We start from the raw sequence: 15,168 nt of genomic DNA, 5'->3' as shown, positions 1-15,168 counted from the left end.
GCGTGGCTCCTGCTGCCGATCCTCCCGGCGGGTTGTATTGGGTCCAATGCGCGAGGTTCTCTCGCATTGGCGGCATCATCGCCCCTGCTTTCCCATCGGCGATTCGGCTCGTGCGATCTGCGGCTCGCAGCAGCGCGCGTTGAGACAGGGGCGTCGCAGGCCGCTTACAAGAACCAGCAGGCAGAGACAGGCCTATTCGTCATCGTGCGCGGATACCAAATGCATGTCTCATCCGACTGTAACGCCGATGGCGCGCTGACGTTGCGTCCGAATCTGGAGAAGGCCTCATGCTGAATGCAGATCGAGGCCAGCCTGTTTAGCAACTTCCGATGGACGGAGCGCGTGCTCCTCGTCCATCGAGATTATCGCACCGCGGTGCTGCCGCGCTTAGCCCTACGCCACCTTCAGATTGCCTGCCGAAACCTTGCCTTGCTGGCCCTGCTGGAGCTCATACTCCAGCTTCTGGCCTTCCTTCGGGCTCTCGATCCCCGCGCGCTCGACGTCAGCAGCGTGGAGGAAGACGTCCTTCGATCCATCGCTCGGCTGGATGAACCCGTAGCCCTTCGTCGCGTTGAACCACTTCACGGTGCCTACGGCCATTGTGATGCTCCTCGCATGACGCGTTGCTGCCGCGCTGAAACGCGCGGGGTTCTAGGCTCGTAGGGAAAGATGCACCGGACTCGGGGCTCGATCGTGAGCAAGGAGGGCAGGCCGAACCGGATGATTCTGACGGTTTTCCAAGTGGTACGTCGGCGCGCGCTCTACAACCCTGACCGAGGTAATACCGCAAGACAGCGCAGCACGTGTGTTCGCCACGAAGCTATGCGTGCAGCGCCCGCGATCGGGCCAGGCTATCGAACGGCACCACATGCAGATCAGCAGGCCATCCGTGCTGGTACTGAGTAGAAGCCGATGCTGTCGTGATGGTCACGTCGATGCATAGATGCTTCATGATGCCTGCTCGCGCTGAGTGGCATGCATCCAAGAGCTGGCGATCATGTACCTGACGGCCGTTGGAGCCGCGGGCTCTCCATGACTGCTGGCGGCCTTCACCTCATCACCGATACATCGAAAGAGGAGAGTGGCCATGAGGCCGCTTCGACAGCCTGACTCGCTATTCAGCGAGCATCCGCCTGCGATGGCGATGGATCCACCAATACCGTGCGCCACGGACGCGTTGTTCGCGGTGCTGCCTTCGCTGCAAGGCTACGCCCGTGCCCTGACTCGCAATCATCACGACAGCGAAGACCTGATTCAAGATTCCATCGTCCGCATACTGGCCGCGGCGGATCGATTCCAACCAGGGACCAACTTTCGTGCCTGGGCCTTCACCATCGTGCGCAACCGCTTCCTCACCGCATACGTGACGAGCAAGCGACGGCTTGTATGCATGGATGACGTGGATCTGGAGATCGCGAGCACTGCGCCCACGCAGATGCAGGGGCTGGAACTCCGGGACCTGCAGCGTCAGTTCGAACTTCTGCCCATCACGGCGCAGTTCGTCCTGCGGCAGGCCTCTGAAGAATCGGTTCCTTACGCGGCCATGGCGAAGGCGGCCGACTGCGCCGTCAACACGATCAAGAGCCGGGTGCATCGTGCGCGGGCCGCAATGCGGAAGCAGATGCAGTCTGCCTATCACTAGGTGGCTCGGCACGCGACGCGGACCAAGACTGGCATCAAGAGACGGTCTCCCAGGGACATTGTCATCGCTCAGGACGCCTCGAAGACACGATGCGTGATGAGGGACGGAGTGGACGATCCAGTCCGCCGACCCGCAGCGTCGGTACTCCGGACGACGCTGCGGTGCGTTCATGTCGGTGCGGCGCTATCCCGGATCAGCCTTGGGGCTCGTAGGCGAAGGCAGGCCGTGCGGCCAGGTTCTCCTTCGTCGCACTGGCGAGGTGCCAACGGCTCGTCTGCTGGTTGTAGGTCAAATCGCGCAGCGGCACCGTCACCAGACGGGAGCCCATGCCCAGGAAGCCGCCGATCGAGAGCACGGCCGTCGGTCCGGCAGGGCCGGTCCCAAGGATCAGGTCATCCACGGAGCCGATCGAATCGCCCCCATTGTTGTAGACGGTGGAGCCGACGATGCGGCTCGTCCGCTGCTGTGCCGAAGCGTGGGTCGGCATCGGCGAGAGACCTGTCGCGGCGGCCGCCGGTGCAACCGCGACGGACGGAGCGGCCGGCGTCGTCGTGGTCGTCGAGGAGGCGATGCCGGGCACGGCAGGGTTCATCGGCGTCGTCTGCGGAGCGGCGGAGGGCGGCTTATCGGCCGTCTGCGCGTAGGCCAGCATCGGCACGACGAGCATCGCGCTGCAGACGGTGGCTTTCAGCATCAGGATGCGGGAGGTCATGGGTGGCATTCTCCGGGAGGTCGCTGGTCGGCGGATATGCCGATCGAAAGAGCAACCGGCGGAGACCTCTTAGGTTGCCTGGGCTCGGATAGAGTTTTGAATCGTGTACTGATCCCGCACCGGCCCCACATGATCGCCTACGATTGACGAAGCGCGTGAGGGCCCACCAGGCGTGCTGGAATCGACGTACCGCAAGGTGCCGCGGTCCTGAAGCGACCACGTGTCATCACCATGTTCCAAGCCTACGCAACGGAGTCAGCCGTCTTGGATCAGGACCAGAAGGCAGACCCTCGGCTCGGGCGACTGCCCAGGGAGCCGATCGACCGCTTCACCAGGCCGCTCGCGCGGTTCCTGCGGATCGAGACTGTCAGCGGCGCCGTCCTTCTCATCGCTGCCATGGTCGCCTTCGGACTGTCGAATTCGGCATGGGCCGATGGCTTTTTGGCCTTTTGGGACACACCCATCGGCCTGCGTGCCGGCTCCTTTCAGTTCCAGCGCCCGCTTCGCGACTGGATCAACGATGGCCTGATGACGTTCTTCTTCTTCGTCGTCGCGCTCGAGCTCAAGCGCGAACTGGTCGTCGGCGAGCTCAGGGAGCCACGCGTCGCCGCATTGTCGATTGCTGCCGCCGCGGGCGGCATGCTGGCGCCGGCGGCGCTCTACCTCATGCTGCAGTTCGGCCAGCCTGGCGAACACGGTTGGGGTGTGGTCATGGCGACCGACACAGCCTTCGTCATCGGCTGCCTGGCGCTGCTGGGCCGGAATGCGCCGCGGCGGCTGCGCGTCTTCCTGCTGTCTCTCGCGGTGGTTGACGACATCGGCGCCATCCTGGTCGTCGCGATCGGCTACAGCAGTGGCGTCGGCTGGGTCGCGCTCGCCGTCGGCATCACGGGTCTCGCGATCGTGTATGGCTTGAGGCAGCTCGGTATCCGGAACGTGCTGATCTATGTGCTGGCGGGCATCCTGATCTGGCTTGCCATTGATGCCTCGGGGATCCACCCCACGGTTGCCGGCGTGGCGCTCGGCTTGTTGACGCCGACGCGCGGCTGGGTCAGCGACCGGCGGCTGCGCGCCATCCTGCGCCGCGTTCTCGCCTATCCACCCGGCAACCACTGGAGCGGGGATACCGAGGACAGGAAGTTGCTGCGCTCGGCTGGCAAGGCGACGCGGGAAGCACTGGCACCGGTGGAGCGACTGGAATTGATCCTGCATCCCTGGGTGGCATTCGGCGTCATGCCGCTGTTCGCACTGGCCAATGCCGGTGTGCATGTTTCCCTCGCCGGTCTTGCCAATCCGGTCACCTTGGCCGTGGTGATCGGCTTTGCTCTTGGCAAGCCGGTCGGGATCCTGGCCTTCGCCTGGCTGGCGGTACGCTCAGGCGTGGCTGTGCGACCGAAGGCCCTGGGCTGGGGCGTCCTGGCCGGCGGCGGCATGCTCGCTGGCATCGGCTTCACCATGGCGTTGTTCATCGCCGAGCTTGCCTTCAAGGATGAACTGCTTGAGGCCGCGAAGCTGGGCATCCTGGTCGCCTCCGTCATCTCGGCGGCGGGGGGACTCTCGCTGCTGGCATGGCTTGGTCATATCGGGCGCCGTAGGGCGGCTATCGCGAGCGCTGCCGATGCCGGACAGCATGAGATCATGCTTCCCCGCGCCCTGTGATTCCACAGTGCGGATCACGACGTGCACCGTGCAGGCACATCACTCGCGGCCAAGCAGACCGCAACGTGACGTGAGGCTGCGCCGGACGACCAGCGTCGTGCTGCGCCCGCCAACCACAGGAGAGAGCAATGGCCAAGAGTCAGAAGCGGAACAGCCGGGAAGCGAAGAAACCCAAGCAACCGAAGGTGAAGGTCATCGCCACTGCGTCTCCCTTCTCCGCCACACGGGCGCAGGCAGCGCCCCCGCCTGCCCGAAAAGGATAGAGACATCGGGGATCGGGGCCGCCGACGGCGCGGCGCATCGAACAGGCGGCCCAATGACAATGCCCTGTCATGCGAGCGCGGGTTCGGACGACGCCACGGTGCGCATGCAGCTTGATGGTGTCATGAAGAATGCGCCGACCCCGGCGGGGCAATACGGGGCCGGCGCGGCCGACTGCTTCTGGGAAGGCCGGAACTTCAACCCGCCCATCGACACTCGGTAACCTGGGACATCTCGAACAGGATCGGGAGATCTACGGCCGGCATCCTGACGATGCCGGTGGAAGCATCCGGATCAGTGTCGGGACGCCGAACCATCGCCGGACGCGTCTGCGCCTGGATGTCCAAGAACGACCGAAATGGCAACCGGATCCCCGTAGCGGCCGGGCGCCACACGTCCTCGCATCTGTGCAATATCGCCAAGTGTGACGCTTCCAGCGAAGGCGCGTGAGACGACTCCGTGGTCAAACAGGATCGTCAGCAGGCTGTCGGTCGGGGAGTGGGATGGCGACTGCGTCATGGTGATCTCCAGGATCCCGCGGGCACGTGAGGCCGATCGCCGAGTGACAAAGGCACAACTGCGAGTGTCGGGGGTTATCGGCCCGGATCGTGGTTGGCTCTGCAGTCACCTCGGACGGCCCTCACGGACGCCGGCATGGCCAGGAGACGCCGCCACGCACAGAGGTGCCAGCCTCGGAAACTACCTAATCGCGGAACGCCGGCGACCACTCATTGTTGCGCGCCTGCGGCCGCGGCGAGGGCCAGTCGGGCCAAGGCAGGCAGCGACGCAGCCCCAGTCTTCCGCATGACCGCGGCGCGGTGATTCTCCACGGTGCGCTGGCTGATACCGAGATCCGCGGCGATGTTCTTGCTGGGGTGCCCCGCGAGAACCCGATCCATCACCTCGCGCTGCCGCTCCGTCAGGCCCGCGATGCTGTTCGCGGCACTGTCGTGCCAAGCTAGCCTTTTGCTCGAATCCCGCGCCCGTTCGAGTGCCCGGCCGATGCTGGCGAGCAGATCGTCGCGGCTGACGGGTTTCTCGATGAAGTCCACCGCACCCGCCTTCATCGCCTGCACCACCATCCTCACATCGCCATGGCCGGTGATCATGATCGTCGGCAGCCGATGGCCCGCGGCCCGGAACCGATCCAGCAGCTCCAGACCATCCATCCCGGGCAGGCGGGCATCGACCAGCACGCACCCCTCGCCGCCAGGCCGATAGGCATCGAGGAACGCCTTGGCGTCTGCATGATCCTCAACAAGCATGCCCGCATCCTCAAGTACGGCACGGATGGCGGCGCGCACCTGGCTGTCGTCGTCGATGATGAAGATGGTCGGCGACGCCGCGTCGGCGGCACGCGCCAGGGATGGCGCTGACACCAGGAGGTGCTGAATCGTCTCGCTCAGTTCAGGCAGCTTCACCGGCTTGTGCAGCCGCACGCAGTCCAGCAGTGCAATCTCACGGAGCGTGCTGGTCGAGATGTCACCGGTCAGCATGATGGCCGGCACATGATGATGCAGTCTATCCCGCAACGTCGCGGACAGTTGCAGGCCATCCATGCCGCCCGGGAGGTTGTAGTCCACGAGAAGGAGATCCGGCCGGAGGCCTCCACCTGTCACCAGATCGAGCGCGGTGCTGCCGTCGGGCGCCGCGATCACCCGATGGCCTTCTCCCTCCAACACCCGGGTCAGGAGGTCGCGCACCTCGGGATCGTCCTCCACCAGCAGGATCACGCCACTGCGGCGCGCGTCGTCTGCATCATCGGCTTGCACGGTCGTCGGTAGCGGAAGCGCATCGCAGCCATGCGGGGTCAAGGCCACATCAATGCTGAAGACCGAACCCCGACCAGGCTCGGAGCGAACCTGCACCGGATGGCCGAGCATCACGCCCAGGCGTCGGACGATCGACAGCCCGAGTCCGAGCCCACGGCTCCGCTCGCGTGCGGCATTATCGACCTGATGATATTCCTCGAAGATCGCCTGCTGTTCGTCCGGCGCGATGCCGATCCCGGTATCCCAGACTTCGATCCGAAGCATCCCTGCGCGCCGACGACAGCCGAGCAGTATCCTGCCTTGCCGTGTGTACTTGAATGCATTCGACAACAGATTGCGGATCATCTGCTCGAACAGGCGCCGATCGGTGCGTACCGACAGGCCGCAGGGCACGACGTGCAGCACAAGCCCCTGCGCGAGTGCGTGATACGTGAATTCCTGCTGCATCCGGGTCAGGACGTCGTTCACGGGAACGCTCGTGACCTGCGTGGTCACAGTGCCTGTCTCGATCTGATTGATGTCCAATAGCGTGTTCAACATGCTGGACATGGCGCTCAGGGTCGGATCCAGCAGGGCCACCAGATCCTGCCCCGGCTTGCCCTGCACGGCCTTCGCGAGCAGCCCCTGCAGCAACACCAGTGTCTGGAGTGGCTGCCGCAGGTCATGGCTCGCCGCGGCAAGGAAGCGCGACTTCGCGACACTGGCCTGCTCGGCGACGTGCTTGGCGGCCTCGAGCGCCGCGGTTGCATGCTTGCGTTCGGTGGTGTCGGTGAAGGTGATGACGACGCCCTCCACCCGGCCCTCATGCGTGCGATAGGGCTGGATCCGCCGCATGAACCAACGGCCGTCCCGGCCCTCAATCTCCCGCCCCTTCGGGACCGCCGTCGTCAGCACCGTCTGTGCATCGGCCAGAAGCGTCTCGTCGGCCGCCAGCGATCGCAGATCGGCGAGCGGCCGCCCGACATCGCCCGGAATGACCTGAAACAGCGCCTTCGTGGCAGGCGTGAAGAAGCGTATCCGGAGGCTCGGGTCGAGGAAGATCGTCGCCACATCCGTGCTGTACAGCACGTTCTGCAAATCGTCCGAGGTGGTGCGCTGCCGTTCGAGTGTCTCCTGGAGTTGGCCGTTGAGCGCCGTCAGTTCTTCATTCAGCGACTGCAGCTCCTCCTTCGAGGTCAGCAGCTCCTCGTTCGCGGATTGGTATTCCTCGTTGATCGAGAGCGCTTCGTCATGGATCGTCTTCTGCTCATCCGCGGCGCGTTCCAGATTGTGGATGGCCGCCTGTAGTTCCATGCGGGTCGCTTCGAGTTCCTGCTCAAGCTCGGAAATTCGCGGGAGGTCCTTCGGCCCTGCGGCAGCACGCGGCGCGGCCGGCAGGGCCGGCGCATCGACGAAGCAGAGCAGGAACAGCGTTTCGCCATCGTGTAGCACGGGCCGCACGTCGATATTGAACTGCGCAGGCGTGCCGCCCTGTTGCGTGCGGCCACCGGGAAGGATGACGCGCATCCTCCCTTCGCCGGCCTTATGGATCGCCGTACGCAGCCTGGCGCGCAAAGCCGGTGGGGCCATCGCGAGCAGGTCGTGGGTCGGATGTCCCGGCGCCAGGCGCAGGTATCGGTCCGTTGGCCCCAGAGAATAGAGACAGGCGTTGTTGCGGTCGATCAGGACCGCTGCCGGCGCAAAAGCGTCGATCACAAGACGGCGGCACAGTTCAGCCAATGCCGCCGGGCGCGTCGGCGCGACGATCGACCCCAGGCGCGGCGCGGCTCGCGCACCGTCATCGGTGGTGTTCGCGACGCGGAGTTCACTGGAGCGGCTGCGGCCGATGCGGCGATAGATGCGCTCCGTTCCGGCAATCACCGCGAAGCCATCATCGCCGCTGCCCACCGTCTCTGCACTGCCGAGCAGGAGCACACCGCCAGGGCGCAGGGCGAAGTGGAACAAGGCGATAATCCGCGCCTGTGCCTCCGGCCCAAGATAGATGAGCAGGTTCCGGCACGAGACGAGATCAAGGCGCGAGAAGGGGGGATCGGCCAGAATGTCCTGCACCGCGAAGATCACCTTCCCGCGCAGATCCGGCACGACGCGGTAGCCACGTTCCTCCTTATTGAAGAAGCGGGCGAGCCGCGCGGGAGACACAGCTTCCGTGATGCTGTCCGGGTAGAGACCCTCTCGCGCGCTTGCGACAGCATCCGGGTCGATATCGGAGGCGAAGACCTGGAGCCTGATGTCGCGGCCTGCTGCGGCGATCTGCTCCAGCAGGAGCATCGCCAGGGAATAGGTCTCCTCCCCCGTGCTGCATCCCGCGATCCAGATGCGAAGCGGACGGTCGGGCGAATGGTTCCGCACGAGATCCGGCAGGATGGTCGTCTCCAGCGCGTCGAACACCTTCTGGTCCCGGAAGAAGCGGGTCACGTGGATGTGCAGATCCTTGGCGAGTTCCTCGAGTTCCTTGTCATCTCGCCGGAGCAGATCAAGGTAGCGATCGATCGACCTGCGTTCCATTCCTGCCAGCGTCATGCGGCGCTCGGCGCGTCGCCGCAGGGTGCCGGGCTTGTAGAGCGCGAAGTCCTGCCCGGTCTTGGCGGCGAGAAGGGCGATGATGTCGGGCAGGTAGTCCTTGTCGGCGGCACCCCCCTGCGTGCGATGGCGCGGACGCAGAATAGCGTTCGGGATCTCGGCCACAGGCAGGACGAGATCGACCGCACCGGTGGCCATCGCCGCGCGCGGCATGCCGTCGAAGGCGGCCTCGGTCGGATCCTGCGCGATGACGAGGCCGCCCTTGTCCTTCACGGCCCGCGCGCCGAGGCTACCGTCCATCCCCGTGCCGGAGAGGATGACGCAGATGGCACGCGAGCCATACGCTCCAGCCAGCGAGTGCAGAAGGAAATCGAATGGCAGGCGCGCACCGTGGCGCGCCTGCGGTGGCGACAGATGCAGCGCGCCGCCTTGGACGGAAAGGTATGTGCCCGGCGGAATGAGGTAGAGGTGGTCCGGCTCCAGCGTCATGCCGTCGTCCGCCTGGCGCACCGCCATCCCGGTGTGCCCGGCGAGCAGGTTCACCATCATGCTCTCATGCGTCGGGTCGAGGTGCTGGATCAGGATGAAGGCCATGCCATTGCTGGCAGGCAGCGCGTCCAGGAGTTTGCGGCAAGCGTCGAGGCCGCCGGCCGAAGCGCCGATGCCGACAACCGGGAAGGCATCAGGGTCAACGCTCAAAGGCGACGTTTGCCGCGAATGCGGCCCCGCCGGATTCAGGTCACGTCCGGCCATCATCTCCGCTGGTTGCCTCCAATGAGGCCACTGAGAAGGGCATCGTAGCACGGCAAACGCCTTGCGTCCGATCAATCGGTGCGGCCAGTCGATCCTGCTTCATGCTTCTGCGTAGTTTCCGAGGGTTCTGCACACGGTGGCTATGCTGCCACTCTCGTCATCGCCGCTTACGTACGCGCGTGCCGCGCGGACGGGAGAGGTGCGCTGCGCATGCCGTGCGGGACGGTCCGTGCAGTACCGTGGCATGACTGGGAGGCCGGACGAGGTGTTGAAGGCGAGCCGCGTGCTCATCCTGGAAGACGAATGCATCATCGCCATGCTGTTGGCGAGAGTGCTGACGGATATGGGCCATGGCGTCGCCGGCATCGTCAGTAGCGTGGCCGGCGCGCTGGTGGCGGTCGAGCGATCTCGCCCCGACCTCATGATCGTCGATGTGCGGCTGCGTGATGGCAGTGGCATCTTGGCGGTCAGAGAGATCATCCGATCCGGTTTCGTGCCGCATATCTTCGTCAGTGGCGATGATTGTCGTTCCCTTGCGCTGCGGCCTGGCTCGGCGGCGCTTGAGAAGCCCTATCGCGACACCGACCTCGCCGAAGCCATCCAACGTGTTCTCAGTGTTGTTCTCATTTGCGGTGCGGGCCAGTAGGACGGCGGTCCGTTCACCGTCACGTGCCGATGGCCTCCGCCGAGCGGAATGCGATCGGTTGATCCGCTACCGCCCCGCGTGTCTATGCTGGCGGCGTCATGATCCTGCGCCCACCTACCTCCTTCGCCTTGGAAGCGATGCTCGATGCTGTCGTTGCCGAGAAGCAGGTAACGCTCAATTGGCTCCTGGAGCGCCTGGGCGACCGTTCGTTCGGCATCGTGCTTCTGCTTCTGGCGATCCTTGGTCTTCTGCCGGGTGTCTCGGCCGTCGCCGGCATATTGCTGATGGTGCTCGCGATGCAGATGATGTTGGCCCGCGGCAGTCCGGTCTTCCCAGATCGTGTCGGCGAAAGGCATTTCGAGGCACGCAGGCTCGCCGCCATGGTCCGTCGAGCGGTCCCTGTCATACGCTGGCTGGAGCGATTTATCCGCCCGCGATGGTATACGCCGTTCGAGGCGACGAAGCGGGTGGTCGGTAGCATCGTACTTCTCCTCGGCGCCAGCCTCCTGGTCCCGCTGCCCTTGAGCAATGTCTTGCCCGGTCTGGCGATCACGCTGATCGCCTTCGCGTATCTTGAGGAGGACGGTCTGCTGTTGTGCGCCGCGCTGCTGGCGGCGCTCGCCATCCTTGCAACGACTGGCATCCTCCTATGGGAGACGGCGAGCGCCGCGGGCTGGTTGCCTGGACTTCTCTGAACGGGGTGCTGCGCGCGGCATCTGCTCGAGTAGTCGATGCGTCCGGGATCAGCGCCCGTAGCCTTCTCGCAACCGATCGATGACGCTGAGCGGCCTGGGGCGTGGCACCTTCGCCGCCTGGCGCCGTGCATAGACCTCATTGAGCAGGACTTCGCCGTCGGCCGCACGCTCCAGTGTCAGCCGCCGGTTGAAGATCTCCGCCGATCCCGGGTGCCGCCCGATCAGGACGATGCCGGCTTGCGGCAGCAGGTCCACGATCAGGCGCAGCATGAGGTCGGCCGAGGCCGGGTCGAGCGCATCCGTCGCATCGCCCAGTACGATCCATTGCGGGCGAAAAAGAATGAGCCGCGCGAAGGACAGCCGCTGGATTTCTGCCGCTGTCAGCACGCGCGCCCAGTCGGCTGTCTCGTCCAGCCGTTCTGCGAGATGCGCCAGTCCCACGCTGGCGAGGGCGGCTTGCAGCGCCGCATCGTCGTGAGCGTCCGCCGGCTCCGGAAATGCCAGTGCCTGCCGCAATGATCCCTGCGGCAGGAATGGCCAGGGACCGACCGCAATCATTCCAGCATCGGCCGGCAGATTCACCTGGCCGCGGCCCCAGGGCCAGATGCCGGCCAGCACGCGGAACAGCGCGCTCGCCGCCTCGGGGTCGCCAGTCACCAGGACATGCTCGCCCGGCTCTACTGTCAGGTTTAGGTCGGAGAGCATGGCGGTGCCGTCGGGTGCTGCGACCCAGAGATCCCGGACCCCGAGCTGCGACGTCGGCACGCGATCCAGGTTGATTGCGGTCTCACCCACGCGTGCGGCTTCCAGGGCGACGATGCGCACCGCTTCGTCGAGCATCAGGATGCGCTCCACCGAGGCGCGCCATCCGGCGATCAGGGCAAGGTTGTCGACAGGCCAGGACAACGCCGCCGTGACCTGCTGGAACGCCTGCCCGGACTGCATCAGGCGACCGAGAGAAAGCGCTCCCTCGAGGAACCGTGGCGTTCCGACCAGGATGGGAAGCACGCCGGCAAGGGCCACGTAACCGGAGGAAAAGGCCAGCAGGCGCGCCAGTCCCGCGGATTGGTCGCGCCAGGATTGCGCGATGGTCTCGAAGACGGTCTCGAGGCGTTCACGCTCCAGAGATTCGCCGCGCGCGACGGCGATCGGCTCCCCGCTCTCATGCGCGCGTACCAGGCTGAAACGGAACTCGGCCTCCCTCGTCTGTCGCGTATCGGTGGCGCGCACGAGAGGCCGGCCCAGCAGGAAGGCAACGACGGCGCCGGTACCGGCATAGCCGAAGGCGAGCGCGACGAGATGTCCGGGAACATCCAGGCCTGCCACACGGATCCAGCCCGACAGCGACCACAGGATACCGACGAAGGTGATCAGCAGGAGGACGCAGTAGAACAGGCTGCTGGCCAGATCGATGGCGACTTCGGTGGCGATGCGGACGTCCTCGGCGATGCGCCCGTCCGGGTTGGCGTGGTCGCCGGGAACGAGGTCGGCCTGATAGTGCCGCGCATCCTCCATCCATTCGCCGATCACCCGCGTCGTCAGCCAGCGTCGCCAGTCGAATTGCAGGCGCCGGCGAACCACCAAATGCGCCGTGTTGGCCGCCATGGTGCCAAGCACGATGAGGCCGAAGATGCCGATCTGGGCCATGGCGCGGTCAGTCGAGCGCCGTTCCAGCGCATCGAACAGGTCTGCGCTCCAGATGTTGAGTCGGATCGCGAGCGCCACCTGAGCGACCACGAGCAGGGCGAGCGCCGCGGTCAGCAGGCGCGGTCGCCATCGCTTCGGTCCCGTCCAATAGGGGCCGGCGATCCTGATGAAGTCGCGGAAGAACCGCTGCGGGTGGCTCGGTTCGGCGGTGCTGCTCATCGAACCCCTTTCCGGATTTCGTGTACCTGGGGCAGGCGGAGCCCGGGCCGGATGCGATGTGATGGATGCGGCCGGGGAGCCCTCTGCGGCAGGCCCGGCGTTACCTCTCCTGAATGGTGGCGCCGCGCGGGCCGATGCTGATGTTCACGCCTGACCTGTGCTGCTCCTGGTAGAACCAGTAGCCAAGGACACCGGCGCCAATTCCGAGCAGGCCAATCACGATGACGAGCAGGCTGCGATTCACTGTTATTTGTCGCCTTCAGGTTCGGGGACCGGGAGGCGCGCAGCGTTGCCGATCATGCCATGAAGGCCGATGGGCGCAGCAACAGCGCCCGCGGCCCCGAGCGCTACATTCGACGAGGCCGATCTCCGCCTACCAGCCAAGGTGCCCCGACCGAATGTTCGGCCAGGGCAAATCAGATCCGGCCGAGCAGCACGAGAATGAGGACGATGATCAGCACCGTGCCAAGGACGCCGACGCCGCCATGGCCGAAGCCATAGCCATAACCGCCGACCACCCCGGTGAAGCCACCGAGCAAGGCGATGACGAGGATGATCAGCAGAATCATTCCGAGCGACATGGTGTCTTCTCCTTGAGCTGTTCGAATGCACGGCACCCGATGATGGTCTTCAGCGCGTGCCGCCGCGCGCAGCGGCCAACTGCTGGTCAGTAGTTCCGGTTGTCGCGGTACCGGCTGTTGCTGCCGTCGTAGTAGGGTTGCCGCGACTGCTGCGACTGGCCGTAGAGGTACCCGCCGCCCGCGCCGACGCCCGCGCCGAGCAGGGCACCGAGCCCGGCATTGCCGCTGAAGGAACCCACGACGCCGCCGAGCGCCGCACCGCCGAGGGCGCCGATGCCCATGCTCTGCTGCGTCGGTGACATATCGGCGCAGGAGGCCAGGCCGAGACCGCCCAGGAGGAGGAGTGCACGTTGCGTTGAGCGCATGTTCATCTCCCGCGTCTCAGCGTGCGCGGCGCGAGCTGCGCGACGGGGGGCTCGCCGGGCATGGGAAGGTCGCCTGGGCCCAGCGCAGTAGCCCGTCGAGCGCCGGCTCACTGCCGTATTGCGTATTCTCGCGTGCCCAGGCCGCGAAGGCGATGCCGGACTGGGCCACCGTCGGCCCCGGGACAGGCACACAGAACAGGGGCCGCGCCGGCCCGCCCTGCGGATACAGCAGGGCATGATATTGACCGAAGCCGGTCAGGAAGCCCTGGCAATAGGCGATGGCCTCCAGGCGAGGCACCCCGCCCCAGGCAGGATCACAGATGGCGGCGAGTTCGGTTGCCGTCTGGGCCTGGGTGACGATGGCTGGGGCTGGTGTGCCTTGCGCCGTTGCATCCATGGGCGCGACCATGGAGCAACCGAGCGTCACGGCCAGTGCAACTGCGGTAACGGTTCGCATGACTATCGTCTCCAATGCTGTCGGCGTCGCTGGTTCAATCGGGCCAGCGCCCTTCTTGCTTGGCGCCCTCACCGAGGTGCCCATTCCCATCAGGAGGAACCCATCACGGGCCGCCCTGAGGGGCTGTTGTCAGTCGTTGTCGCGTCCGTGGCCGCGGCCTGGCGGGTTGTTGTGGCCCGGCGGGTTGTTGCGGTTGGGATTGTTGCTGCGGCTCTGTCCGTAGTTGGGGTTCGGCCTGTAATGGGGCGTTGGCCTGTAGTTTGGCGGCGGCCTGTAGTTTGGTGCCGGTCTATAGGTATTGCCCTGCCATGACCGTTGCGATTGGTCGTACAGATACCCGCTCGAAGCGCTCGGGTAGCGGTATGGTGTCACGAAGCCCGAATTGCCGCTGAAGGTGCTGCCGTATGGCTGGCGGTCATATCCGCCGTTCACACCGACGCAGCCGGTGAGGCCCAGGCCCACGATGAGCAGAAAGGCGGGACGTAGCGAGCGCATGGTGGTCTCCTCCGTCTCAGTGCGTATTGCGCGACGCGACAACCCGTGGGGCCGCCGCGCATAGAATCTTCGCCCGAGGCCCGCGGTTATGCGGCCGGTGCCAGGCTACGAACGAAGTCGAGGATCCGCCGACGCAACGCCGGGCCGGGAATGGTGTGGAAGGCCAGGATCAGGTTCAGCGTCTCACGGCGCTGCATTCCATTGTCCCCCATCTCGTCGCCGGCCTCGGCGCGCGGCAGCCTCACCCGGCCGCCCAACTCGGCCGGCAAGGTGTCGAAGAAGAAGGAGATCGGCACATCGAGGGCACAGGACATGTCATACAGTCTGCCCGCGGCGATCCGACTCATCCCGCGCTCGAACTTCTGGACCTGCTGGAAGGAGATGCCGAGCGCAGCCGCCAGTTCCTTCTGGCTCATGCCGAGAAGCTGGCGTCGTAACCGCACCCGCGCACCGACATGGATATCGACGGGATGCGGAACGTGTTCGCGCAGGGCTTCGGCGGTCAGGATCGGCATGTGGGGTATCGTCGTGCCGCCGCCACTCGGCGTCCGCTCCGACGACCCAGTGACATCCTGTGCGGTCGGTGTGGCAAGCCCTGCCAAACGAGAGGCCAACGTGCTTTGGAGGGCGGCGCGATCAACAGGATAGGAAGAGGGATGCTCGGTGCCGACGCTGCAGTCTTCAGCCTGCCCGCCAAGAGATTTCATCGCCGTGCCTTACCAATCGCCAGTTATGTCTTTTGTT

At 65.5% G+C, this 15,168-nt stretch carries 15 protein-coding genes; 5 read left to right on the top strand and 10 right to left on the bottom strand.

The genetic code is table 11. The annotated features are described in order from the left end of the window. Positions 1-393: 393 nt before the first annotated feature. Positions 394-600: a cold-shock protein gene (locus IEY36_RS28060; protein ID WP_188973232.1), complete on the bottom strand. Its 207-nt coding sequence runs from the start codon at positions 598-600 to the stop codon at positions 394-396. 487 nt (positions 601-1,087) lie between these two features. Between IEY36_RS28060 and IEY36_RS28055 the strand changes: the two genes are divergently transcribed. Further along, positions 1,088-1,642, top strand: a complete 555-nt coding sequence (locus IEY36_RS28055) for a sigma-70 family RNA polymerase sigma factor (protein WP_188973229.1) — start codon at positions 1,088-1,090, stop codon at positions 1,640-1,642. A 193-nt stretch (positions 1,643-1,835) separates the two neighbouring features. On the opposite strand, the gene IEY36_RS28050 is transcribed toward IEY36_RS28055, so the two are convergent. Continuing rightward, a complete protein-coding gene (locus tag IEY36_RS28050) occupies positions 1,836-2,354 on the bottom strand; it encodes a PRC-barrel domain-containing protein (protein ID WP_188973227.1) in 519 nt (172 codons plus the stop codon). A gap of 264 nt (positions 2,355-2,618) precedes the next feature. Here IEY36_RS28050 and nhaA point away from each other — a divergent pair, with 264 nt between their 5' ends. Both nhaA and IEY36_RS28040 read left to right on the top strand, forming a co-directional pair. Continuing rightward, positions 2,619-4,013: a Na+/H+ antiporter NhaA gene (nhaA, locus tag IEY36_RS28045; RefSeq protein WP_229681641.1), complete on the top strand. Its 1,395-nt coding sequence runs from the start codon at positions 2,619-2,621 to the stop codon at positions 4,011-4,013. 316 nt (positions 4,014-4,329) lie between these two features. After that, positions 4,330-4,497, top strand: coding sequence for a hypothetical protein (locus IEY36_RS28040; protein ID WP_188973223.1), 168 nt, complete (start codon positions 4,330-4,332; stop codon positions 4,495-4,497). A 505-nt stretch (positions 4,498-5,002) separates the two neighbouring features. Here IEY36_RS28040 and IEY36_RS28035 read toward each other — a convergent pair. Then, positions 5,003-9,322, bottom strand: coding sequence for a chemotaxis protein CheB (locus tag IEY36_RS28035; RefSeq protein WP_188973221.1), 4,320 nt, complete (start codon positions 9,320-9,322; stop codon positions 5,003-5,005). Between the two features lie 280 nt (positions 9,323-9,602). Between IEY36_RS28035 and IEY36_RS28030 the strand changes: the two genes are divergently transcribed. Beyond that, positions 9,603-9,965, top strand: a complete 363-nt coding sequence (locus tag IEY36_RS28030; protein ID WP_229681640.1) for a response regulator — start codon at positions 9,603-9,605, stop codon at positions 9,963-9,965. Positions 9,966-10,063: 98 nt separating this feature from the next. After that, positions 10,064-10,660 carry an exopolysaccharide biosynthesis protein gene (locus tag IEY36_RS28025; RefSeq protein WP_229681639.1) on the top strand — a complete coding sequence of 199 codons (597 nt, stop codon included), beginning with the start codon at positions 10,064-10,066 and terminating at the stop codon, positions 10,658-10,660. Between the two features lie 48 nt (positions 10,661-10,708). On the opposite strand, the gene IEY36_RS28020 is transcribed toward IEY36_RS28025, so the two are convergent. From IEY36_RS28020 to IEY36_RS27990, 7 genes are all read right to left on the bottom strand, one after another. After that, positions 10,709-12,526: an ABC transporter ATP-binding protein/permease gene (locus IEY36_RS28020; protein WP_188973219.1), complete on the bottom strand. Its 1,818-nt coding sequence runs from the start codon at positions 12,524-12,526 to the stop codon at positions 10,709-10,711. 100 nt (positions 12,527-12,626) lie between these two features. Beyond that, positions 12,627-12,770, bottom strand: coding sequence for a hypothetical protein (locus IEY36_RS28015; RefSeq protein ID WP_188973217.1), 144 nt, complete (start codon positions 12,768-12,770; stop codon positions 12,627-12,629). 172 nt (positions 12,771-12,942) lie between these two features. Continuing rightward, positions 12,943-13,107 carry a DUF3309 family protein gene (locus tag IEY36_RS28010; RefSeq protein WP_188973215.1) on the bottom strand — a complete coding sequence of 55 codons (165 nt, stop codon included), beginning with the start codon at positions 13,105-13,107 and terminating at the stop codon, positions 12,943-12,945. An 86-nt stretch (positions 13,108-13,193) separates the two neighbouring features. Continuing rightward, on the bottom strand, positions 13,194-13,478 hold the full coding sequence (locus IEY36_RS28005; RefSeq protein WP_188973213.1) for a glycine zipper domain-containing protein: 285 nt from the start codon (positions 13,476-13,478) through the stop codon (positions 13,194-13,196). Positions 13,479-13,488: 10 nt separating this feature from the next. After that, the gene (locus IEY36_RS28000) at positions 13,489-13,929 is read right to left on the bottom strand and encodes a Rap1a/Tai family immunity protein (RefSeq protein ID WP_188973211.1); all 441 of its coding nucleotides are present in this window, start codon (positions 13,927-13,929) and stop codon (positions 13,489-13,491) included. 129 nt (positions 13,930-14,058) lie between these two features. Continuing rightward, on the bottom strand, positions 14,059-14,424 hold the full coding sequence (locus tag IEY36_RS27995) for a hypothetical protein (RefSeq protein ID WP_188973209.1): 366 nt from the start codon (positions 14,422-14,424) through the stop codon (positions 14,059-14,061). 86 nt (positions 14,425-14,510) lie between these two features. Further along, positions 14,511-14,939 (bottom strand): helix-turn-helix domain-containing protein, encoded by a 429-nt coding sequence (locus IEY36_RS27990; RefSeq protein WP_188973207.1) that lies wholly within the window; start codon positions 14,937-14,939, stop codon positions 14,511-14,513. Positions 14,940-15,168: the final 229 nt, after the last annotated feature.

Source organism: Neoroseomonas lacus, from assembly GCF_014644535.1.
Lineage (GTDB): Bacteria > Pseudomonadota > Alphaproteobacteria > Acetobacterales > Acetobacteraceae > Neoroseomonas > Neoroseomonas lacus.
This window is presented reverse-complemented; position numbering and strand designations above follow the sequence as displayed.